Source organism: Paenibacillus sp. FW126-R14 (assembly GCF_058789495.1).
Window position 1 is genome coordinate 59,156 of the sequence record NZ_JBYTBS010000031.1, and the last position, 21,583, is coordinate 80,738.

The following is a 21,583-nucleotide window of genomic DNA, read 5'->3' on the forward strand; positions in this document are numbered from 1 at the left end:
TTATCCTCCTTTTTGGAATAATTCGATCCATCTCACGTAATCATGGATAGCGACTCCAGAATAGCTCGGATAAGGTGAGAGCTTCTCCTTGACCACTTGCAATTCAGCCTCCATGTTCACAGGATTAAGCGCATAAAAGGTCGTGTGATCGCCTTCCTTGCTGGGTAGCGTATCAACCGCTACAACGGCTTGTTTCTTAAGCGTCGCCGCTTCCAGGATGATTGGTTTGGCCTTGGCGATTATGCCGTTACTGCCCAAAGCGTTATTGCGATAAGCCATAATGACGATACAGTCCGCCTTCTCAAGCAGCCACGCGCTAAAGGAGTAGCTGGTTCCCGGAACCATATAGCTGTTTATCCAAAAGGGAATATCAAAGGCCATCGTCATGCTGCGATCGGTGCTTCTTACTTCCTTTTCAATCAGCCTGATCGTATCCATCCAACGTTCGAGCACCCAGGTCTGATTCGTTTTCCAAATGTCCAGCGTATACGGTTCAATATCAAAGTGGTACCCTTGGAAACGCTCCTGGGCATCCACAGAAGCATTATATTGGGTAACCGCCGCAATCCATTGCCGGATATTGGGATGATTATCGGCATAGATCCAATTCGATTTGCCGGCCAGCGCCTCAACCTTGATGCCCAGATCATTTGCTCTGCGGATAAAATTCCGGTAAATGTCCTGAGCCGGATACGTTTTCTCATAGCGCAGATAAAGGACAGTCAGCTTCTGGTTCTCGGCAAACTGAAGAATGCGGTCACCATCCGTCTCAATCATCTTGCTGTCCCAGATCCAAGTTGCTCTTTGCGCTTTGTCAGACGACGTCACAAGCACTACATTGCGATCCTTCAGCCAATCGACATCGGCACCGAGGCTTTCGCTTACCGCCCTGAGCGGGACCATGGTCCGGTCATTTTTAATGACTGCCGGCGCGTCCAGATCAACCGTTTGGCCGTTGACGGAGGCATCGTTTCGACCGATCGTTAGTACCGCAGATTTGTGCTCATTGCGAAGGGTCACCTGCTCCAGCAAACGATCCCATTTGACCTCGGCCCCCAATTTTTCAGCGATCTCTCTTGCCGGAACCATCGCACTGCCCGACTGCTCATCGATGTACGGCTGCACATCTGCAAAGTCCATCTTTTCGCCGTTCACCTCCACATCTAGCTGGGGGATATGAGAGTATACCGGGATCAACATGGACACGCTCAATAAAATCAGGAAACCGACGAAACATGCCGTCGCCTTTCTCATATGTTCGAATGGATTAAACAACGCTATATTCAAGTTCTTCCTTTACCACCTCTACAATGCCCTCCACGTAGCCGGACAGCTCCCTTTCATCCGGGCCCTCCGCCATCACACGCACCAGAGCCTCCGTGCCCGAAGGCCGCACCAATACACGGCCGCGGCCGGCCATCTCGCTCTCAACATGCCGGATAGCAGCGTCAATTCGCCGGTTGCCTTCCAGCTTGTACTTGTTTTTCACCCGCACATTTACAACCAGTTGGGGGAATTTCACTACGGGCGCGGCAATCTCGGACAAAGGCGCGCCTTCCTGGCGCATCGCCTGCAGCAGCTGAACGGCGGATAGCAAGCCGTCCCCTGTTGTCGAATAATCCAGCATAATGATATGCCCGGATTGTTCGCCGCCCAAGTTGTACCCGCCTTTCCGCATCTCTTCCATCACATGGCGGTCTCCAACTTTGCTTTTCAGCGAATTCAAGCCCTTATTATGCAGCGCTTTATGAAAGCCGAGGTTGCTCATGACCGTGGAAACGACGGTGTTATGACGCAGTTGGCGATGCTTAGCCATCTGAGCAGCAAGGATATATAAGATATGATCTCCGTCTACGATTTCCCCACGCTCATCGACCGCGATCAGTCTATCCGCATCGCCGTCGAAAGCAAGGCCTGCATGGGCTTGATGCTCCAGTACGGCTTTACGGAGATCCTCCGGGTGCGTCGAGCCGCATTGTTCGTTAATATTCAAGCCATTCGGCTGATGATGAAGCATGATCGTCTCCGCTCCCAATTCGGAGAAAAGACGCGGGGCCAGCGAGGAAGCGGCACCGTTGGCGCAATCGAGCACGACCTTGCACCCTGCCAGCGAGCCGGTTACCGTGGACTTCAGGTAGCTCACATAGTCCAGAGCGCTCTGCGCGTCATCGCACACGGTCCCGATACCGGCCCCGACGGGACGCGAATCCCGGTGCTGCTTGCCCTGCAGGAGGGCCTCTACTTCCGCCTCCCACTCGTCAGGCATTTTGAAGCCGTCCCTGCCGAAAAATTTAATCCCATTGTCCTCCACCGGATTATGAGACGCCGATATCATCACCCCTGCATCCATCCGCGCATGCCGCGTGATATAAGCTACGCCCGGCGTCGGCAGCACGCCCAGCCTCACGGCATCGGTTCCGGCGGATAACAGTCCGGCGACCAAGGCGGCCTCCAGCATGTGACCGGAAATGCGGGTATCCCGCCCGATAACGACGCTTGGCCGCTTCCTCCCGCAGCTGCGTGACAGTATGCCGCCTACAATGAGGCCCAGTTCAAAAGCCAGTTCCGGCGTTAATTCGCGGTTCGCCACCCCTCTGATGCCATCCGTACCGAAAATAACTCCCATATCGCCTCTCCTCCCCATGACTTGTTAGGCAAACATCCCCGTTCGTGCATAAAAGACTCGATTCGCCTCTTCCAATTGTTCCGGCGTATTAATCCCCATAACCTCTTCCGGGTCCTCGAGAACGATCGCTTCGAATCGCTTCGAACCGCCCGAGATGCCCGTCTGCCTCATCACCTTCACGATATCGGTCAAATAGTACTCGTGCTGGGCATTGTTATTGGCAATGCCAGGGAGCGCACGAAACAAACTTTCATTATCAAAACAGAAAATCCCCGTATTGATCTCGGTAATCCGTTTCTGCTCTGGCGTCGCATCCTTCTCTTCCACGATGTCGATCACCTCGCCGCTTAAAGAATCGCGTATAATTCTGCCATAGCCGGTCGGGTCATGGAGCACAGCGGTCAATACCACCCCGGAGCACGAGCCCTCCCTCTGGGCAGCAAGCAGCCGTTCGATGGTGGATTGCCTGATGAGCGGCGTATCTCCCGTAAGCACCAGGGTCGATCCGCATCGATTTCTCAGCAGGGGTTCGCACTGAAGAACGGCGTGCGCTGTTCCAAGCTGCTTCGCCTGCTCGGCGTAAATCGTCCGAACCCCCAAATATTTGCTGACAAGCTCCCCCTTATGACCGATGACCGTCATAATCTGGCTGACGGGCATGCTTTCCAGCGTGTTGACCAAATGTCCGACCATCGGTATGCCGCCGACGGGATGAAGCACTTTGGGCAGCTCCGACTTCATCCGTGTGCCTTTCCCCGCAGCTAACAAAATTGCGAAAGCTTCCATGTGAATCACCCCCAGTATCGTTTATTCGACCGTAACGCTTTTGGCTAAATTGCGCGGTTTATCAATGTCGTTGCCCAAGGCCAAGGAGGCGTAATAGGAGATCAGCTGCAGCGGCACGACCGCCAAAATAGGCGCCAGCAGCGAAAGCGACGGAGGAATGAAGCAAATTTCATCCACCGCGTTAAGCAGACCCACATTGCCTTCAACCGTTATCCCCATGACATGGGCCCCGCGAGCTTTTACTTCTTTAATATTGCTGACCGTTTTTTCATAAAGATCCATCTGTGTGGCCAGCGCAATAACCGGCGTATCCTTCTCGATCAGAGCCAATGTGCCGTGCTTCAGCTCTCCGGCCGCATAAGCTTCCGAGTGAATATAGGAGATTTCCTTTAATTTGAGAGATCCCTCAAGAGCAATGGCATAGTCCAGTCCCCTACCGATAAAAAACAGGCTGTCCGCTTCCTTAATCGATTCGGCAAAAAGCTTAACCTCGTTGGCGTTCTCCAGCACCTTCTCCACTTGCACGGGAAGCGCCTTTAATCCTTGGACCAGCTCCGTATGAAGCTCTTTATCCAGCGTCTGTCTTTCCTGCGCCAAATAGATGCTGAACAAATAGAAAGCAAGCAGTTGAGCGGTATACGCTTTGGTCGATGCCACCGCAATTTCCGGACCGGCTTTGGTCGCAATCACATAGTCGGCATCCCGCGCGATAGAGCTCGTCGGCACATTCGTAATGGCCAGAATTTTAGCGCCCTTTCTCCTGCTTTCGTGCAGGGCGGCAAGCGAATCCGCTGTTTCGCCGGATTGGCTGACGACGATGACCAGCGTTCTATCCGTTATGATCGGATCGCGGTACCTGAACTCCGATGCGATATCGGGCTGGACCGGGATTCGCGTTAATTTCTCAATCATCGTGCTGCCGACGAGTCCAGCGTGGTAGGCGGTGCCACAGGCGACGATGAAAATTTTGTCCACGTCTTTGAACGCACCCGCTCCGTGCTCTAATTCCGGGAAGCTGACTTGATCCTGGTCATTGATGCGTCCCAGCATCGTGTTTCTGAGCGTTAACGGCTGTTCATGAATTTCCTTCAGCATGAAGTGTTCGAACCGGCCCTTCTCCACCTGTTCGGCGCTCCAATCGATTTGCAGCAGCTTACGGTCCGACGGCTCCCCTGTTTCGGCCTTCGTGATGAAGATGCGGTTGCGGGTAATGACCGCAAGATCGCCATCCTCCAATATATACACCTTGCGGGTATGCTCAATTAAAGCTGAAATGTCCGAAGCAAGGAAGTTCTCCCCTAAACCTGCGCCAATGACAAGGGGGCTGGACTGTCTGACCGCGACAAGCTTATCCGGCTCATGCTCGGTCATGACGCCGAGTGAATAGGCTCCCTGCAGCTTCCGGATCACCATTCGCATAGCGGCCACGAGATCGCCTTGGTAATGCTCGGCGAGCAAATGCGCGATCACCTCGGTATCGGTCTCGGAAGTGAACGTGACTCCCTTCAGCTCAAGCTCCTTTTTCAACTCCATATAGTTTTCCACGATGCCGTTATGCACGACGGTAAACTTGCCCGACATATCCGTATGAGGATGCGAGTTCGCGTCCGACGGCTTGCCGTGTGTCGCCCAGCGCGTATGGCCGATGCCGGCCGATCCCTTCAAGGGCTGCTTATTCAGCTGACCCGATAAGTTCGCCAGACGTCCCTCCACCTTGCTGATCTTGATCTGGTCCTGCTCCAGCACCGCGATCCCAGCGGAATCATACCCTCTATACTCCAGCTTGCTTAATCCATTCAACAGAATCGGCTGCACATCTCGTTGTCCGATATAACCTACAATGCCACACATCGTTGTTTCTCCCCTCTATGTTGTAATGAGATTAAAATTAAACCCCTACCGCGAGTTTCACTTCTTGTTTATGAATGCCGGTACCCAGCTTATAAATATTGTCGGCCTGAATGTCGGCGAACGCATTGCGCGTATCGATGATCGGCACGCCCAACTTCGCCAGCTCCATATTGTTGAAGCTGCGGTGATTCGTGATCAGCACCATGCAGTCATACTTGGCAAATGCAGACAGATCATAGTCCACAGAATGGACCACATGTCCGAGCTTATCCAGGAAGGAGCCCGCATGCGGGTCGTAATAATCCACGTGAGCTCCGCTCTCCAGCAGCAGCTCGTACAGTTCAAGGCCCGGCGATTCACGAAGATCGTCTACGTCCGGCTTATACGCCATTCCCAAAATAAGAACCTTTGAATTACGGATGGACTTCGCATACATATTAAGCACCTGCGAAGCTTTATAACGGACATACTCCGGCATATTATCGTTAATCGACTGCGCCAGCTCGATAAACTTGCTGTAGAAACGGAATTCCTTCGCCTTCCACGACAAATACATCGGGTCAAGCGGAATGCAGTGACCGCCGATGCCAGGTCCCGGGTGGAACGGCATGAAGCCGAACGGCTTTGTCGAAGCCGCTTTAATGACCTCCCAGACGTCGATGTCCATTTTGTCGCACATCATGGCCATTTCGTTAATGAACGCAATGTTAATACTGCGGAAAGTATTTTCAAGAAGCTTGGACATCTCCGCCACCTTCGGAGAGGAAACGGGAACGACATTTTTCACCACATGACTGTATAAGGTAACCCCAAGTTCCATGCACGCTTCGGTCGTGCCGCCGATCACCTTCGGCGTGTTATAGGTGTTAAAGTTCGGATTGCCCGGATCGACACGCTCGGGTGAGAAGCAGAGGAAGAAGTCCCTGCCCACCTTCAGTCCTTGCGCTTCCAGCTCATACTGAATCAATTCCTCGGTAGTTCCCGGATAGGTCGTGCTCTCAAGAACGATCAAAGCCCCTCGCTTTAGATTTTTCTTGATTTCCAGGACGACACTCTTAATATAGGAGGTATCCGGATCCTGATTCTCGCTCAGCGGAGTCGGAACGCAGATGCTGATCGCATCCAGCTTTTGAACCGTATGGTAGTCATCGGTCGGATTAAATCGCCCGGACTCGATCGCTTTCTTGACCTCTTCGCTCGGAACGTCCTGAATATACGATTCGCCGTTTTGAAGCGACTGCACCTTACGGAAATCCAGATCAATGCCATACACCGTAAACCCGCCCTTTACCATCTCCATGCATAGGGGCAGCCCCACATAGCCGAGACCGATGACCCCAACTTTCGCGGTTTTTTCCAGAAATTTAACCTTTAAATTGTTATATACACTCATCATGCTTCCACCCTTCCGTTTATGATTTCTCGTTTACTAACGCTGCCGGGAGCTCAGTTTTTTGATCCGCCATTCTAACTCCGAAATGGAGAAAGGCTTCGTCACATAATCGGATGCGCCCAATTCAAAGGCTCGATCCATACTTTTTGGCAGCTGCTTATCCGTAAGAACAATCACCTTTCCTTCACTGGAATAGTCCCTTTTGATCTTATCGATCAATTGATAGCCATCAAGAACCGGCAGGTTCAATTCCGTGATCACCAAATTTGGCATGATTTTCTCGAATTTCTCGAGCGCTTCGCTTCCGTCTCTGGCCTCTTCCACCTTGTAACCGTTAAGCTCCAGCCGCAGTTTGACAAATTCTCTGCTCACTTCGTCCGGGTCCGCGATCAGAATGGAGGAGATTCCCTGCCGTACCCCTTGATTCATAAACAAATGAATATCTCTGCTCACTCCTTTCGCTTGAAGTGCTGTATGAAGCAGCTGTGACAGCGACTGTTCGGTCAGCTCTCCGCTCTCCGGGAAGTTGGCGACAACCATTTGCCCCTGGAGCAAGCCCTGCCGTTCCGCAAAATCTTTGAGAACGAGCGATGCATAGTGGGTGTCGACCAGCTTTTGCCCGGCCAAAACGACCCCGAGAAGACCGCTTGGGTCCAAGTAGAAGCATTGAAGAGGCATCTCCGGCTCAAAGCCGCTCATATAGGTCTGCATTTGTTCCAACACCTTCTGATTGACCGCTGAGCACGGAGCCAGAATAATCCCGCATGAGGCACCTTCTTCATATGAGGCCTGGACTCGCCGGGCCAACTGGAAAATTGCTTCCTGAATCGGATCATGAACTAATACTGCCATCTTCTCCACTCCTCTTGTTTTCTGTTATTTATTAAAATTAGTTCGGACCATCGTTCCCCATGAGTTGTTGTTGCGCAGGAATTGGATATGTCCGTTTAACCTCCACCACACGCCAATCTGCCGGTAGCCGGCAAACATCAAGAAGGAATATAGAATCATTTTGTTTAAATCGCTGAGTTTCGGATAACGGCCGAAGGAGGTTTCTTCAATAAACAAGGCCCCCAGGCTTAAGGAAAAGCAGGAAAATAAGTTCACTAAAGAAAAGATGACCACCGTCTTCCAATCCGTCATGTCCAGCATCCAGTATCCTAAAATAGCGAGCATCCCGCTGAGACGGAAATACGGATTCAACGTTTCGAAGACAATGTTATAAGGAAGCGTCAGCAGTCCAAAAATTTTATATTTCGGACGCAGCACCATATGGATGCCTTCCTCAATCATATTTTTCAGATTTCCCCGCCCCCAACGCTTGCGCTGGCTGCTCAAAATCCGATAGGAATCAGGCGCTTGCGTCCAGCAAACGGCATCGGGGCAAAAGGCTACCCGGTAAGGGATCTTGTTTTCCAGGCAATAGCGGTGAAGCTTGATCACAATGTTCATGTCTTCGCCGGGATAGCCTCCCCGGTATCCTCCGACCGCAATCACCTTATCTTTCTGAAACACCCCGAATGCACCTGAGATGATAATGAGACCATTGACGACGCTCCAGCCTATCCTTCCACCCAGAAAAGCTTTCGTATATTCGACGTTTTGCAGCGCCGGCAGCAGCTTACGGGGAAAACGAACATCCTTGACGATCCCGTCTTCTACTGTGCAGCTGTTGACGATGCGGACGTTGCCGCCGACGGCAATCGTTTCTTCGGGATTCTCCATATAGACCCGGGCAATCCTCGTTAAAGCATCCTTTTCCAGCAAAGAATCCGCATCAATGGTTGAGATAAGCCGGTAATGGGAAAGATTGATGCCTGCATTCAGTGAATCGGCCTTCCCCCCATTTTCCTTATCCACCAAATAGAGATTGGGGTACTCGGGATTGTGGTAAACCCCTCTGACTTTTCCTGTCCGAATGCGGCTTGAAAGCACGGGATGAATGAGTTCCAGCTCAAATTCGTCGATCATGCGCTGCAAGGTGTTATCCTGCGATCCGTCGTTGACGACGATCACTTCATATTCCGCATAATTGAGAGCCAGCAAGGACCTTGCGTTCTCAATAATCGTTAATTCCTCATTATAGGCGGGGACCAATAAGGATACCGGCGGGAGATGACTGGAGCTGGATAGCTTATTCATCCGGTTATACTGGATGCCCCGCTTGATTGAGAAAATATGGCGAATCGAAAATCCGAATATGAAATAATAAAGCACCGTTACGAGAACCACATAAAATAGAGCAGCGTAGCTGTAAAACAACAGGAATTCTCTTAACCGGTCCAAGAATGAATCCGCAACTACTTGATAGCCAAAAACCCACATGGATGCGCCTCCCTCCTAAACGACACGATAAATTCGTGTATGTTTGCGAAATATTTTGTCATAGGTGTACATCAATGTGTTGTATTGCGTCAGCTTGTCCAAATTGTGCAGCTGCATGGACAGATGCTTAAGCTCCTCATCGATCAGCCCCTGCAGGAATTCCCCGTGTTCTGTGCCTTGAGCCGCAGCCGCGCTCTCACAAAGCGCAAACATGCCTTCTTCTCCCATTTTGAGCATGCCTTTGGCACATGTGTACACCACACGCTGGTCGGCGTCTGCCAGACTGGATTTCATCATTTCCACGTAGGCGGTATTTCCAATGTTCGCCAATGCCTCTAACGTCAATCTGCGAATATCCAGATTCGGGTGGCCCAGCAGCTTGCTGACCACATTCTTTGGAAGCAGGCGGGAGCTTCTCAAATACACATCCACCGCTTTTCGTTGAATGTCCTCATGCTTGGAATCCATGAGCCGGAATACAGCCGAGGCGGCTGCCGGGTCGGTGTAATCGTGCATCCCAGTCAGTCCGATCTGGATGTAGGCCGGATTCTCATGATTCACGTATTTCGTGTACAAGGAAACTGTCTCCAGCTCAGACTCCGCCATGATATCAACGATCAGCTCATAACATTTCTTATTGTGCTTGAGCAGGAGCTGGACCATCGCTCCGAGGTCCTGCTGATTGCGGGCGCACTTTGCCGCAGCCCGGGCCACCACAAACAGCGAGGAATTCATCGGATGCTCCTTTAACATTTCCAGCAAAGCCGGCACCGCCTCCTTCACCCTCATACACCCCAAATGATAGGCGGCATCCAGCTTCACCGGATAAGAGCGGTGATTGAGCCTTGCCAGATGATGCTGCACCAAGCCAAGGTCTTCGCAAAGCCGGATCAGCTTGTGCCGCTGCTCGCCAGCGAAGCATTCCATCATATCGTTCAGCTTTTCCTGCATCGCCTCCATTTCTACCTTGTTCATCGTCCATGGGGGGACTCTTAATGGCTCCACACCGTCAAGATTGGCTTGAACATAGGTCAAGTAATCCTTGAACTTCGTTTGAAACCGCTCAAAGAGCTTCCTCCTTTGGATATTTCTCAGCTTGATCGCATAAATGAATGCCATGCAAACAAGATTAAAAGCAATAATGATATATAACGCTTGTATGGCTACGTTAAGATTTGTATACACTTCATAAACTCCTCTCCTGCTTCAGCTGCCCGATTTATCGGTAACGGGACCGTTAATCTTCTGCATAGCCTCTTTCATGATCGAGTAGCTTTGTTTGGGTCGTTCCACATAATCGACCTTCTCCTCCCATCGCTGCCATGTGTACTTCGGCAGACGGGATACCGGATACGGCTCCGCCGAGTCTTCCCTGCCCAGCACTTTATTGTCCTGTACAATCCACGGTACGATGCGAACGCCTTCCACTTGAGACACTTCGAATTTGTTCCGGCTCGGTTGGTTGTAGTTGATCACACTCAGGGAACTCGGATCGCTGAATCCGAGCAGCATCCAAGGAATACGCATTTCGAGCACCTGATCGTGAGCCTGCCACATCGCCTTGGAATTATAGTCGGGACGAGACGGATCGCTGTAGCCTCTCTCTAGTCCCCCTACCTCCACATCGCCAAACGGATGGTCAAACCGGGAATCCGGATGTTCCAGAAGATAATTTACGGCCAGTTTCCATGGCTTGAAAATCCCTGAATCATCCTGCTTTTCCTTCGGATCGATCTCCGGCAATCCGGAACGCTCATATAGTCTGGCGTGAAGATCATAATTGGAAGCGATCATCATGCGGCCTTTATTTTCGTCAGACAGCTCAATGAGAGTTTCCAATCCTTCATCCAATGTGACACCAGGAAGCTGTGGAGCATGACGATTTCCTCCGGCTATCGTATCCACTCCAAGATATACGCTTCGCCGGGATGGATCGTAGGGTTCGGACAGCTTGGCCATTAGATATAGATACCCTTCGTCATGCGTGGCCCAGATCTCCTCAAACCCGGGAACCTGCAAGTCCAGCCGCTGCTTATCGTCTCCGAGCCGCTCCCAATCCGAGGCGTCTCCGTCAATGGAAATCTTATTATCCTTGCTGGGGAACATCCCCAATACTCCGAAAAAGGACTCATTGGTCAGCGTATTATACCAGTACGCGCGCCGGTCCGCTTCGTCATAGCGTTGGGTGTTCCACGTCTTTTTGAACCATTCGTCCTGCCACGTGAACAAAATCGCCCCCGCATAGCCGGCCCCATGGATTTCCTGCAATAAATCGGCATCAATCTCCCCTTGCTGCTTCTCGTTATGACCGCCTTGATTGCGACCGAGCGTTCCCAAATGGGCAACCCCTACAGAAGCAGGCACGCCGTATTCCGTAATCATGACCGGCATGTCGGGGTGGGCCTCTTTTAATTTATGCAAATACGTTGCGTAGCTGTCGATTTGTCCCTTACTGTTGGTCATCGTCTGGAAGGTGCTATCAAATGTAAAAAAATCCGGGTAGTACGGGTACACATGATACGAGGCAAAATATCCCGCCGCCCAATCGCTCGCCGCGATAAGAGTAGGATCGACGCTGACCATATCCTCTTCAATAAGCGGCTCTCCCGGATGCTCCAGCGGATCGGTGGTCACCCAATTGGCGAAAGCAATGGGATGCTGCCAGCCGTACTGGATTTCCGTTTGCGCCGCCGTATCCATCATAAAGGCCAGCCACTTTTCAAAAGCAGTCGCTCCCGGTTTATTGCGGAAGTGTTTCCCTTCATAATCGGGGGTATCCGCGTGCAGCTCGTCGGTTCCCTTCACCATTTTGGGCTCCCACTCCGTGCCGACAATCCAACTCATGAGATAAGGGCCTGCGTTGTATTTGTACACACCTCCAGCTTTTCCCGAATGCGGCTCGGGTGTCAGTGTCGCTTTGCCATAAACCGCCGCAACCGCATCTTTGATTTCCTGCTCGAACTTCTGCTTAACCTGGGGATCATACGCATCCTGCCCTTCAATCAGCTGTTCCTCGGGACTCCATATGCCCTGTATAAAAAACAGCGGATCCTTCTGATGCGCCCTATTGTATTTGACCAAGGCTTCATAGAATTCAGGCATCATGATCGTATAGATACGGATGACATTCGCCCCCATATCCTGGATCATTTTGAACCATCGCTCATAATCATCCTCCGAAATGGCCAATTCACCGGGAAAATGTCCAGGGATGGTCGCCCCCATATTTACCCCCTTGGCGAAATAAGGCTTCCAGGCTTGATTGGCATACTCCTCCATGCCCGTTCCGTTGGTCCTAAACTTCACATGTGTGCCGTCGGCCGTCGTCGTGCTTTCTATTTTTACAAAAACAGGACGCAGCCAATAAAAGAGCACACCGGCTATAATCGCAACGACAAAACCGAGCTTTAACACGAATTTGAACCACTTGCGCATCCTATTCACCTTCGATAGTTTCTGAAAATTATGCTTTCTGGTTGTCATATTACGGCAATTAGGGCTGTTTGTCTGTTTTCTATCTGTTAAAAATTGTTATCCATTCAAGAAAATTGTGTTCCTTTTTTAAATTTTGTTATCAAAGGTTTAACATTTTAATAGAAAAAGGCATAGAGTGTTAACTCCATGCCTTTGGTGGGTTTTATTTTGACTTGTAAGTTACAAAACGGATCTTCTTCTTGCTACACAGACCTGATAATTCGCGGCAATAAGGGCAGAAGCCGATCCATCGTAATCGGATCATCGAAATTCCATTTTCCTTCTAATATATGAACATAATCTTCTCCCAACGATTTCCAATAAGGATCATTCGTTACGCTCTGTGCCTTACGCTTGGAACGTTCATACTCATCCACGAGCAGAAACAGATGGTCAGCCTTGTAATCCTTGATCATCTCGGGTTCAATAGCGAAAAACGGAATCTTTCTGGCAATCAAATCTTTCACTTTATCAGAAGGTTCGAAAGCTAAAGGATGATATAGTGTAAATGCTACACCTCTCATTCCCATGACATAGATGACACCATCATTCACAACGAAAATGGTAGCTTGCTTCCGTTTATCCATAGGATCGGCAAACAGCCGCTTCCATATCTCATTGGATCTCTGCTCATGGCTCTCCACCCAATTTCGCGCTTGGTTGGTCCTGCCGAATAGATCAGCTACTTTAAAAAGCCGGTCATACGTATGTTCGAACCGGTCAATAGCTACGATTGGAGAAATATCGGACAACTTATCTATCCAATCAAGCCGGAAAGCACTATATACAATAAGATCGGGATTCAATGCTTTCACCTTACCCGGTTCACCTAAGAGCCCGACATCTGCTATGTTGCTCAATTCCTCGCGATAGACTACTTTTTTGCCAATTACCGTCATATCTGCACCAATCGGCCTAATGCCTATAGCCAATAAATCGCCAAGTACAGCACCCACTGCCACAACTCTTGTAAAAGGGCTTGCGGTTCGCTCATTTGTTATCCCTTTGTTGCTTTTTGTGCGGACATATTGTTTGGGAGTCATCCCCGTCTCATGCCGAAACTTGCGGGAAAAATAATATTCGTCCTTAAAACCGACTCGGCGGGCAATCTCGCGTAAAGGGTCATCCGTTTGGAGAAGAAGCTCCTTGGCCCTGTTAATGCGTACCTCAGTTAAATATTCAAGCGGTTTTTTGCCAATCAAGGACTGAAACAAATCACTATATTTCCAACGGCCCACACCTGACATTCGCGATAGCAGCTCAACCGTAATTTCTTCCCGATAGTTGTGATTAAGATAGTTAATCGTTTGTTGAACAGCTGATGTGGCATCGGTGAAAGCGTGCATGGTTTGGACATTTTCCATAAGCAATACAAGAAGCTCTTGCAGACGAATCTGCTGCTTACAACGTTCTACGTACTCATGTCTCAAAGCATCGCTAGCTCCATGAGCAACCTGTTCCAGCAAATCGACAAGCCGCGACAATGGCCTTACATCGATCTTCGTCTCATATGGAACACAGGGCCCAATGTCAATAGACGGTTCTTTTTCCCCCAAGCCATAGGCATGGAAGCGAATCATATACACAGCTCCAAGCAAATCACTTCCGCCGCTAATCTCTATTTCCGCCTTGTCCCCTGGGGCCAGAAGCATACAAGATCCTTGATCCGCATACAGGATATGCCCGGCCAGATGAAGATTGCCTCCCGTTCGAGCAAAACAAACGAGCCGATGGCCCGTCCTATCCGTGGGAACAACCAGCTTGTTGGATAGCAAATCTATAATTTTAACCTCTAATATATCGTATATATACATGTCAGGGATCTCCTCCTTCTCCGTCCATGCCTGCTAGTGCTTAGGGATCTCTACGTTTTTGTCCAATAAAAAAACAGTTATTTCTCCATTGTTAAGTGTAGCAAAAAAAAATATTATTATCGAGTATGATAATCATTATCAATTCAAAGGGGATTTAATCAGATGAACAGCAAAAAATCAACTCGTTTCATACCAAAAATAGCTGTGCTATTAGCATTGCTTATCACTGTATTAGGTTGCGCAAAATCAGAGCCAGCAGCCAATGATAAAACGACTCCGGCACAGAAACCAAAGGAGATCACCGTTTCCTGGATGAGAGATTTGGGCCCGTCGAATCCTCATGCCTACTACCCTAATCAATTATTTTCCCAATCGATGATTTACGAGCCGCTTGTCAGCTATAACGAAGGCGGAGAGCTTAAGCCTTATCTTGCCGAGTCATGGAACATTTCCACGGATGGAAAAGAGTACACGTTTAAACTTCGTAAAAATGTTAAGTTCTCGGATGGTTCATCCTTTAACGCTGCTATCGTGAAAAGAAATTTCGATGCCATCATGAAAAACAAAAGCACGCACTCTTGGCTTGGCATAGCAAAGGTGTTGGAGAAAACCGAGATTGTTGACGAGCAGACGATTAAACTAACTCTCTCTGAGCCGTATTACCCCACCTTACAGGATTTGGCGACAGTTCGGCCTTTTCGTTTCCTAGGTGAGGCTGGCTTCCCAGAAGGCGATGATACCCTCAAAGATCTAAAAGCGCCGATAGGTACAGGTCCGTGGATGATTACGGAGTACAAACAAGATCAATACACCGTATTCACTAGAAACCCTAATTACTGGGGTGAGCAGCCAAAGGTTGATAAAGTAACGGTGAAAATCATTCCTGACAGCGAAACGCGCGTACTAGCTTTTGAAAAAGGCGAACTGGATATGTTATTTGGCGAAGGCGCAATTAGTCTGGATGCCTATAAACAACTGCAAAGCACAGGCAAATATGGAACAGCTCTCTCTGATCCGGTAGGTACAAGAAATATATTATTGAACTCCACCAACGATAAGCTTGCGGATCTACGAGTCCGTCTTGCTCTCCAACATGGCGTGAATAAACAGAGCATCGTGGATGGTATTACAGGCGGTGTAGAACAAAAAGCAGATTCTCTTCTGTCTAACAACTATCCTTACGTGGATTTGAAAGTTAACCCGATTGAATACAGCACAGCCAAAGCAATGGCATATCTAGATGAAGCCGGTTGGAAACTGGCCCCGGGACAAACCATTCGAGAAAAAGACGGCAAAAAATTAGAGCTGGAATTAGTGTACGATAAAACGGATCCGATTCAAAAAACAATGGGAGAAGCCGTACAGGCGGCATGGGGAGAGATCGGCGTTAAGCTGAACATCACCGGTATGGAATTAACAACGGCAACGAAGCTGCTGCGAGAAGGAAAGTTCGACGTTCGCTTCTGGTTTAATTCCGGTGTACCTTATGATCCTCATACGCTAATTAATGCTGTGAAAGAACCAAGTTTTGGTGTAGCTGAAGCCCACTCACGCATTCCTATGAAGCAGGAGCTGGACCAGAAGATACAGACGGTACTTGCCTCCACGAATGAAGTGGAACGCAAAAAGCTTTATACGGAAATTTTGACAACTTTGCATGAGCAGTCCGTCATCGTACCCATTTCTTATATTAAACAAACCGTTGTTTACAATAAATCCTTATCCAATGTTACCTTCCCTGCAAGCCGTTGGGATCACCCTTTCAATGGCATTAAGTAGATATATTGGGAAGCGACTACTTGCGATTATTCCTCTGGTCATTTTCGCCACACTGCTCACATTTATCTTGACTCAGCTTTCGCCGGTGGACCCGGCGGAAGCTTATTTCTCGGCTTCGCATATTCAACCGACAGAGGAACTTCTTGCTGAGAAGAGACAAGAACTGGGGCTGAATCAACCGCTTTACGTGCAGTACTGGCATTCGCTGACCCAAATCGCCCGGCTTGATTTCGGAACATCCTATCTGTCCAATAAACCTGTATGGGACGAGGTGACACTGCGACTGCCGGCTACCTTGCAGCTTGCTTTCAGCAGCATCATCTTAACGATTATTGTCAGCATAGGACTGGGGTATTTGTCAGCTGTTTACTCCCATAGCTGGGTTGATTATTTCAGCAAAGCACTTTCCTTTTTTGGGGCATCCATTCCGCAATTCTGGCTAGGCTATTTATTGATCTTTTTCTTCGCTGTTCAATTGGATTGGTTGCCCGTTAATGGCATGGGAAGCTGGAAGCATCTCATCCTGCCTTCACTAACCCTGTCACTTGCACTTATCGCGGTCTATAGTCGACTTTTGCGGGCAAGCATTTTGGAGCAATTGCAAGAAGTTTATGTATTATATGCCAGAACTCGTGGCATTCATGAAAAAGTGATTTTGCTTAAACACGTGATGAAAATTGCCATCTCCCCCGTCATTACCGGCTTAGGCATGAATTTCGGCAAGCTGCTCACGGGTACGATTATTGTCGAGCAAGTCTTTTCATGGCCTGGGATTGGCAGATACTTCATTGAAGCTATCTTTAATCGTGATATTCCGGTCGTTCAATGCTATGTGCTTCTCGCTGCATGCGCATTTCTTCTCTGCAACCTGATCGTTGATTTAGTACAAATGTATATGGACCCTCGAATTTCTTTGAAAGGAAGAACCGATTCGTGATTAAACCTATGAAGAATCTTCTCTCAGGCAGGAAGACCATCATCGCGTGCTCTTGCTTCCTGCTGCTTTGTTTCTTAATCACGATTCTGGCACCTTGGCTGGCCCCCCATGATCCGATCAAGGTCAATCTAGCATTGAAGCTGCAGCCGCCTTCGTCTGACTATTTATTAGGTACGGATCATTTGGGCCGTGATCTATTATCCCGACTATTGTACGGAGCTCGCATATCGTTAGGCTTAGTTTTCCTTGTGTTTATTTTATCCTTAACCATAGGGCTAATCGTTGGCACGGTTGCGGGGTACAAAGGCGGATGGATCGACAACTTCCTCATGCGTTTCTGCGATGGCGTTATGGCTTTTCCAAACCTTGTGCTTGTGCTCGGAATTGTAGCTATGCTAGGTCCCGGTATTATGCAGATCGTGTTTGCCCTGCTTCTTGTTCAATGGGTAACCTATGCTCGTATGTTTCGCGGCCTCGTTGTTAGTTTAAGAGAACGTCAGTTTATTACGGCTGCGATTATAAGCGGGTCCTCGCCTTGGACCATTATGAGGAAACACATGATACCCAATGTCCTGCCCCCTATTGTCGTGATCGGGACACTTGAGATTGGCTGGGCGATTATGGATATATCTGCACTTTCTTTCCTTGGCTTAGGCATTCAGCCGCCTACCCCTGAGTGGGGTGCCATGATTCATGAGGGCAAGAGCTACATTCGGAGCCATCCCGAACTGATGATGTACCCCGGATTTTTCATTTTACTTGTGGTCATTAATTTTAATCTGCTCGGCGAAGCTCTTTCGACTAAATTCGGGGTGAAGAAACGTTTTTAAACAAGGAGTGAAGCTACATTGGACACCTCCCGCAACGTACTGCAGGTAAGTGGTTTGAACGTCAAAGTTACTACAGATCAAGGCCAACTTCAGCTTCTTCACGATATCCATTTTAACTTAGCAGAGGGTCAAATCCTCGGGCTAGTAGGCGAAAGCGGAAGCGGAAAAAGCGTTACCTGCCATTCTCTTTTGCAATTAATGGATCAACATACAAGTGTAGAAGGCAGCATTCAACTGGGTGGCCGTGAGCTTAACGGCTTGGCTCCGAAGGAGATGCGCCGCATTCGGGGCAAGGAAATGGGATTTATTATGCAAAATCCGATGAATGCCTTTACGCCAGTGTATTCAATTGGCAATCAATTCATCGAGACCATCCGTACACACAGCAAGCTGAGCAAAAAAGAAGCTTATGAGCTGGCTGCCGTTTCTCTAGAAGAAGTGAATTTGCCCAAGCCTTACGAGATTCTCAAGATGTATCCTTTTCAACTGAGCGGAGGTATGCTGCAGCGGGTGATGATTGCTATGTGCATGTGCCTGAAACCCGCCGTCGTCATCGCTGATGAACCAACGACTGCACTCGATATGGTCAATCAATTGCAAGTGTTAACACAGCTGGAAAGGTTGCGGTCGGAATGTGGCACAACCATTTTGCTGATTTCTCATGACTTAAGCGTCATTGCAGAGATGGCCGATGAAGTTATGGTTATGCAGCATGGGAAAATGGTTGAACATGCCAATGTCTTTGAACTATTCGATCGCCCTGCAAATGACTATACAAAAAAATTGCTAAACGCGAGGTTGCAGCTGCCCGATCCTTCTAACATGCAAACGGTCGAGTATGCTGTAAACTTCTAAAAATGGGGTAACAACAATGAGTTTGTTGCAAGTACAGGAAGTCAGTCATACTTACGGAAAAAATAGATTATTTGGCTCAACACGCCAACAACCGCCGATCCTTTCCAACATTTCCTTCTCCATAGATGAAGGCGTTTGTCTAGGTTTATTGGGAAGCAGCGGCGCCGGGAAAAGCACACTTGGCAAAGTCATTCTTGGTTTGGAGAAACCACAGCAAGGTAAGATCATCTTTATGGGGAACGATATGTACAGCATGAATGCAACAGCCCGCAGAAAGATTCGTCGAGATCTGCAAGTTGTTTTTCAAGATTGTTATTCGGCTGTTAATCCACGCATGTGTGCCGAACAGATCATTGGAGAGCCGCTCAGCAACTACAAGTCCATGTCGCCGCTTGAACAAAAGCGAGCAATCGGCGAGCTGTTGGAAAGGGTCGGTCTGCAGGCAGCGGACATGGTGAAATACCCCCATCAATTCAGCGGCGGCCAACTGCAAAGAATCAACATTGCCAGGGCGATTGCGCTGAACCCGAAACTCATCGTATTAGATGAGCCGATTAGCAGCCTTGATATGGTTAATCAAAGCCAAATTTTAGCGTTGTTGCATGACTTGAAGCTATCATTTGGGCTTTCTTATCTGTTCATCACCCATGACATCAAGGCTGCTTACGCCCTTTCGGATCGGTTAGCGGTCATGGATCAAGGAGAGCTTGTGGAGCAGTTCGAAAATAAGGCATCGATTTTCACATCGTCACATCCTGCTGTGAAGCTTCTGTTGCAATCCGTCCTTGCTGAGCATCCCCGAGATCGGAAAATCAAATCCGTTAAAGCGGAATGTCAGTCGCTATGAACATAAATGGCCCCTTATCTTTACCTTTTATAAAGCTATATGCCATTACTTTTCTATTCTTCAGCGCGAATCCGATCTTGAATATCATTGTGCCTCTGCGCAGCGAAGCTCAAGGCGCAAGCAATACAGAAATTGGCGTCATGATGGGCGCTTATATGATAACGAGCATGCTCTTCCGTCCGTGGGCGGGCAGTATCGTTCATCGCTTCGGGCCGCTGTCTGTATTACGCGCTTTGTTACTTGCAAATGGCCTTATTCTAATTCTGTATACGACAACTGGGCTGGAATGGTACTTCGCTCTTCGTGCTATGCAGGGGGTAACGACGGCATTTTTCTCCTTATCGCTGCAACTTGGTATTGTTGATAAGCTGGCTCACCAAGATCGTTCTCAGGGCATATCGCTTTATTTGTTAGCAGGCATGCTGCCTACCGTAATCGGTCCTATTCTGGCATTAACCTTGTGGGATTGGGGCGGAATGAACGCATTCACCACTTCTATGATCATTATTGCCCTTGCCACAGGTATCTTAGGCTTCACGGCTCCGCTGCCCTCCGGTTCGCAAGTCACTCAGGACCAGCAACAGCATGCAAGCTCCATGTCTTCTCAGCTGCGCCAGCTGTGGACTCATCGTGCATTTCTCGTATGCAGTACAGCCATGCTGGTTGCTTCTGTCTCCTTTGGGGCTGTTACAACGTTTATTGCGCTCTATACGAAACAAAGCGGTGTCGGTCATGCCGGCATTTACTTGATGCTCCAAGCTGGCGTGATGGTTTTTTGCAGATTCGCTCTACGCAAAAAAGTTCCTTCAGACGGCCAATGGCATCCCCGTTTTCTCGTCGGCTTACTGCTAAGTATGGCTGTTGGTTTGCAGCTATTAGCACTAGCCGTATATGGCGGAGCATCATTCATGTATACGGGTTCCATGTTGATTGGGTTAGGTATGGCACTGCTCTACCCCCATTTAGTAACGTATTTGACCATAGTTCTGCCAATGTCCTCCCGCAATACGTTAATCGGTGTGTTCATTGCCGTATCCGATCTTGGATCTGTACTTGGCAACATTGTGATGGGCACGATTGCCGATCATTTGTCCTATGCTTATATGTATGGCATATGCGCTGGCTTATTGCTGACCTCTGTTGCGATTGTACTCATAAGCGGTCGCCGTTTAGCGAGTGAATAAATGGAAGAAGCCTCCGAAGCCGCGTAGATGGCGATGGAGGTTTTTTTGTCATCTTATTTTCAAGTATCCCCTTCTCCAATTTTAAATGGAGCAGCTCCATATCAGATCAGCGTTATGGGAGATATACGCTAAAATGATGTCGATGAATTCTTTGCAGAGGCTGATTCTTTGGGTTAGGATGGTTTCTTCTTTTAGGGCTTCTTCGTATTTAGTTTGGACTCCTTGCATGGTTGCCACCTCACTTCATTACGCAATAACGTACCAGTATAAAAAATGTTATATGGTACGTTATTGCGTATAGTCAACAACTAAACTTGATTACTCGAAAGGTGATCCGGCCATGACAAAAAAGGTAATCGTTAAAATAGCTGAACTTACTAAAAAGCACAACATCTCCTTGCGCGAATTATCCAGGCTGTCGGATGTTAGGCATGCCGCGCTAAGTGAGTTGGCAAATGGGAAACGGGAGAATATTAATTTTAGTCATATTGTGAGGATCGCAGAGGCTCTGAAGATTCAGGATATACGGGAGATTGTTGATTTGGTTGAGGTTGATGAGTAGACAACTCGAGTAAATGATAAAACCCTAGATGCATTTAAGCTTCTAGGGTTTCTGATACTTCTTGCTGGATGAACCATCTCATTCATGACTTATCCTTCCCAAGCAGTTCAATTACTTTATCAAGCTTCTTCCCCATTTCAACATCGTGTTTCTTCTTCCAATCAAAATATCTAATGCCGCTTATCAACGCAACAACTAACAATGCTACCAAAAGTAACGAAATCAGTTGCATTAAACCAGCTATTACTGAAAACGAAAATCCCATCTACTATTTCCCCCTCAACATATAATCTTTGATTAAAAATTATAAATACTTTCCG

At 48.6% G+C, this 21,583-nt stretch carries 18 protein-coding genes; 7 read left to right on the top strand and 11 right to left on the bottom strand.

Features of this window, described 5'->3' with window-relative positions; genetic code table 11:
• From AC3WRW_RS19345 to AC3WRW_RS19390, 10 genes are all read right to left on the bottom strand, one after another.
• Positions 1 to 1,287 (bottom strand): copper amine oxidase N-terminal domain-containing protein, encoded by a 1,287-nt coding sequence (locus AC3WRW_RS19345; RefSeq protein ID WP_492547938.1) that lies wholly within the window; start codon positions 1,285 to 1,287, stop codon positions 1 to 3.
• Positions 1,268 to 2,626, bottom strand: a complete 1,359-nt coding sequence (glmM, locus tag AC3WRW_RS19350; RefSeq protein WP_492547939.1) for a phosphoglucosamine mutase — start codon at positions 2,624 to 2,626, stop codon at positions 1,268 to 1,270. The genes AC3WRW_RS19345 and glmM overlap by 20 nt, the downstream gene beginning before the upstream one ends.
• Before the next feature lie 24 nt (positions 2,627 to 2,650).
• Complete coding sequence (locus tag AC3WRW_RS19355) at positions 2,651 to 3,412, bottom strand: NTP transferase domain-containing protein (protein ID WP_492547940.1); 762 nt, start codon at positions 3,410 to 3,412, stop codon at positions 2,651 to 2,653.
• A 21-nt stretch (positions 3,413 to 3,433) separates the two neighbouring features.
• Positions 3,434 to 5,263, bottom strand: a complete 1,830-nt coding sequence (glmS, locus tag AC3WRW_RS19360) for a glutamine--fructose-6-phosphate transaminase (isomerizing) (protein WP_492547941.1) — start codon at positions 5,261 to 5,263, stop codon at positions 3,434 to 3,436.
• 37 nt (positions 5,264 to 5,300) lie between these two features.
• Positions 5,301 to 6,656, bottom strand: a complete 1,356-nt coding sequence (locus tag AC3WRW_RS19365) for a nucleotide sugar dehydrogenase (protein WP_492547942.1) — start codon at positions 6,654 to 6,656, stop codon at positions 5,301 to 5,303.
• Between the two features lie 36 nt (positions 6,657 to 6,692).
• Positions 6,693 to 7,508: a response regulator transcription factor gene (locus tag AC3WRW_RS19370; protein ID WP_492547943.1), complete on the bottom strand. Its 816-nt coding sequence runs from the start codon at positions 7,506 to 7,508 to the stop codon at positions 6,693 to 6,695.
• A gap of 24 nt (positions 7,509 to 7,532) precedes the next feature.
• Positions 7,533 to 8,981, bottom strand: coding sequence for a glycosyltransferase family 2 protein (locus AC3WRW_RS19375; protein WP_492547944.1), 1,449 nt, complete (start codon positions 8,979 to 8,981; stop codon positions 7,533 to 7,535).
• Positions 8,982 to 8,996: 15 nt separating this feature from the next.
• The gene (locus AC3WRW_RS19380; RefSeq protein ID WP_492547945.1) at positions 8,997 to 10,166 is read right to left on the bottom strand and encodes a HEAT repeat domain-containing protein; all 1,170 of its coding nucleotides are present in this window, start codon (positions 10,164 to 10,166) and stop codon (positions 8,997 to 8,999) included.
• Positions 10,167 to 10,187: 21 nt separating this feature from the next.
• Positions 10,188 to 12,416: a hypothetical protein gene (locus tag AC3WRW_RS19385; RefSeq protein ID WP_492547946.1), complete on the bottom strand. Its 2,229-nt coding sequence runs from the start codon at positions 12,414 to 12,416 to the stop codon at positions 10,188 to 10,190.
• Between the two features lie 242 nt (positions 12,417 to 12,658).
• On the bottom strand, positions 12,659 to 14,269 hold the full coding sequence (locus AC3WRW_RS19390) for a helix-turn-helix domain-containing protein (RefSeq protein ID WP_492547947.1): 1,611 nt from the start codon (positions 14,267 to 14,269) through the stop codon (positions 12,659 to 12,661).
• A 162-nt stretch (positions 14,270 to 14,431) separates the two neighbouring features.
• On the opposite strand from AC3WRW_RS19390, the gene nikA reads away from it, so the two are divergent.
• The 7 genes from nikA (at position 14,432) to AC3WRW_RS19425 (ending at position 21,263) form a co-directional block, all read left to right on the top strand.
• Positions 14,432 to 16,048, top strand: a complete 1,617-nt coding sequence (nikA, locus tag AC3WRW_RS19395; protein WP_492547948.1) for a nickel ABC transporter substrate-binding protein — start codon at positions 14,432 to 14,434, stop codon at positions 16,046 to 16,048.
• A complete protein-coding gene (gene nikB / locus AC3WRW_RS19400; protein ID WP_492547949.1) occupies positions 16,035 to 16,985 on the top strand; it encodes a nickel ABC transporter permease subunit NikB in 951 nt (316 codons plus the stop codon). Before nikA ends, nikB begins: the two co-directional genes overlap by 14 nt.
• 8 nt (positions 16,986 to 16,993) lie before the next feature.
• Positions 16,994 to 17,815 (top strand): nickel ABC transporter permease subunit NikC, encoded by an 822-nt coding sequence (gene nikC / locus AC3WRW_RS19405; protein ID WP_492547957.1) that lies wholly within the window; start codon positions 16,994 to 16,996, stop codon positions 17,813 to 17,815.
• Positions 17,816 to 17,833: 18 nt separating this feature from the next.
• A complete protein-coding gene (locus AC3WRW_RS19410) occupies positions 17,834 to 18,670 on the top strand; it encodes an ABC transporter ATP-binding protein (protein WP_492547950.1) in 837 nt (278 codons plus the stop codon).
• Between the two features lie 16 nt (positions 18,671 to 18,686).
• On the top strand, positions 18,687 to 19,517 hold the full coding sequence (gene nikE / locus AC3WRW_RS19415; RefSeq protein WP_492547951.1) for a nickel import ATP-binding protein NikE: 831 nt from the start codon (positions 18,687 to 18,689) through the stop codon (positions 19,515 to 19,517).
• Positions 19,514 to 20,701 (top strand): staphylopine family metallophore export MFS transporter CntE, encoded by a 1,188-nt coding sequence (cntE, locus tag AC3WRW_RS19420; protein ID WP_492547952.1) that lies wholly within the window; start codon positions 19,514 to 19,516, stop codon positions 20,699 to 20,701. The genes nikE and cntE overlap by 4 nt, the downstream gene beginning before the upstream one ends.
• Before the next feature lie 340 nt (positions 20,702 to 21,041).
• Positions 21,042 to 21,263: a helix-turn-helix domain-containing protein gene (locus tag AC3WRW_RS19425; RefSeq protein ID WP_492547953.1), complete on the top strand. Its 222-nt coding sequence runs from the start codon at positions 21,042 to 21,044 to the stop codon at positions 21,261 to 21,263.
• 82 nt (positions 21,264 to 21,345) lie between these two features.
• Here the strand turns inward: AC3WRW_RS19425 and AC3WRW_RS19430 are convergent, their stop codons facing one another.
• Positions 21,346 to 21,528: a DUF4083 family protein gene (locus tag AC3WRW_RS19430; protein ID WP_492547954.1), complete on the bottom strand. Its 183-nt coding sequence runs from the start codon at positions 21,526 to 21,528 to the stop codon at positions 21,346 to 21,348.
• Positions 21,529 to 21,583 lie beyond the last annotated feature (55 nt).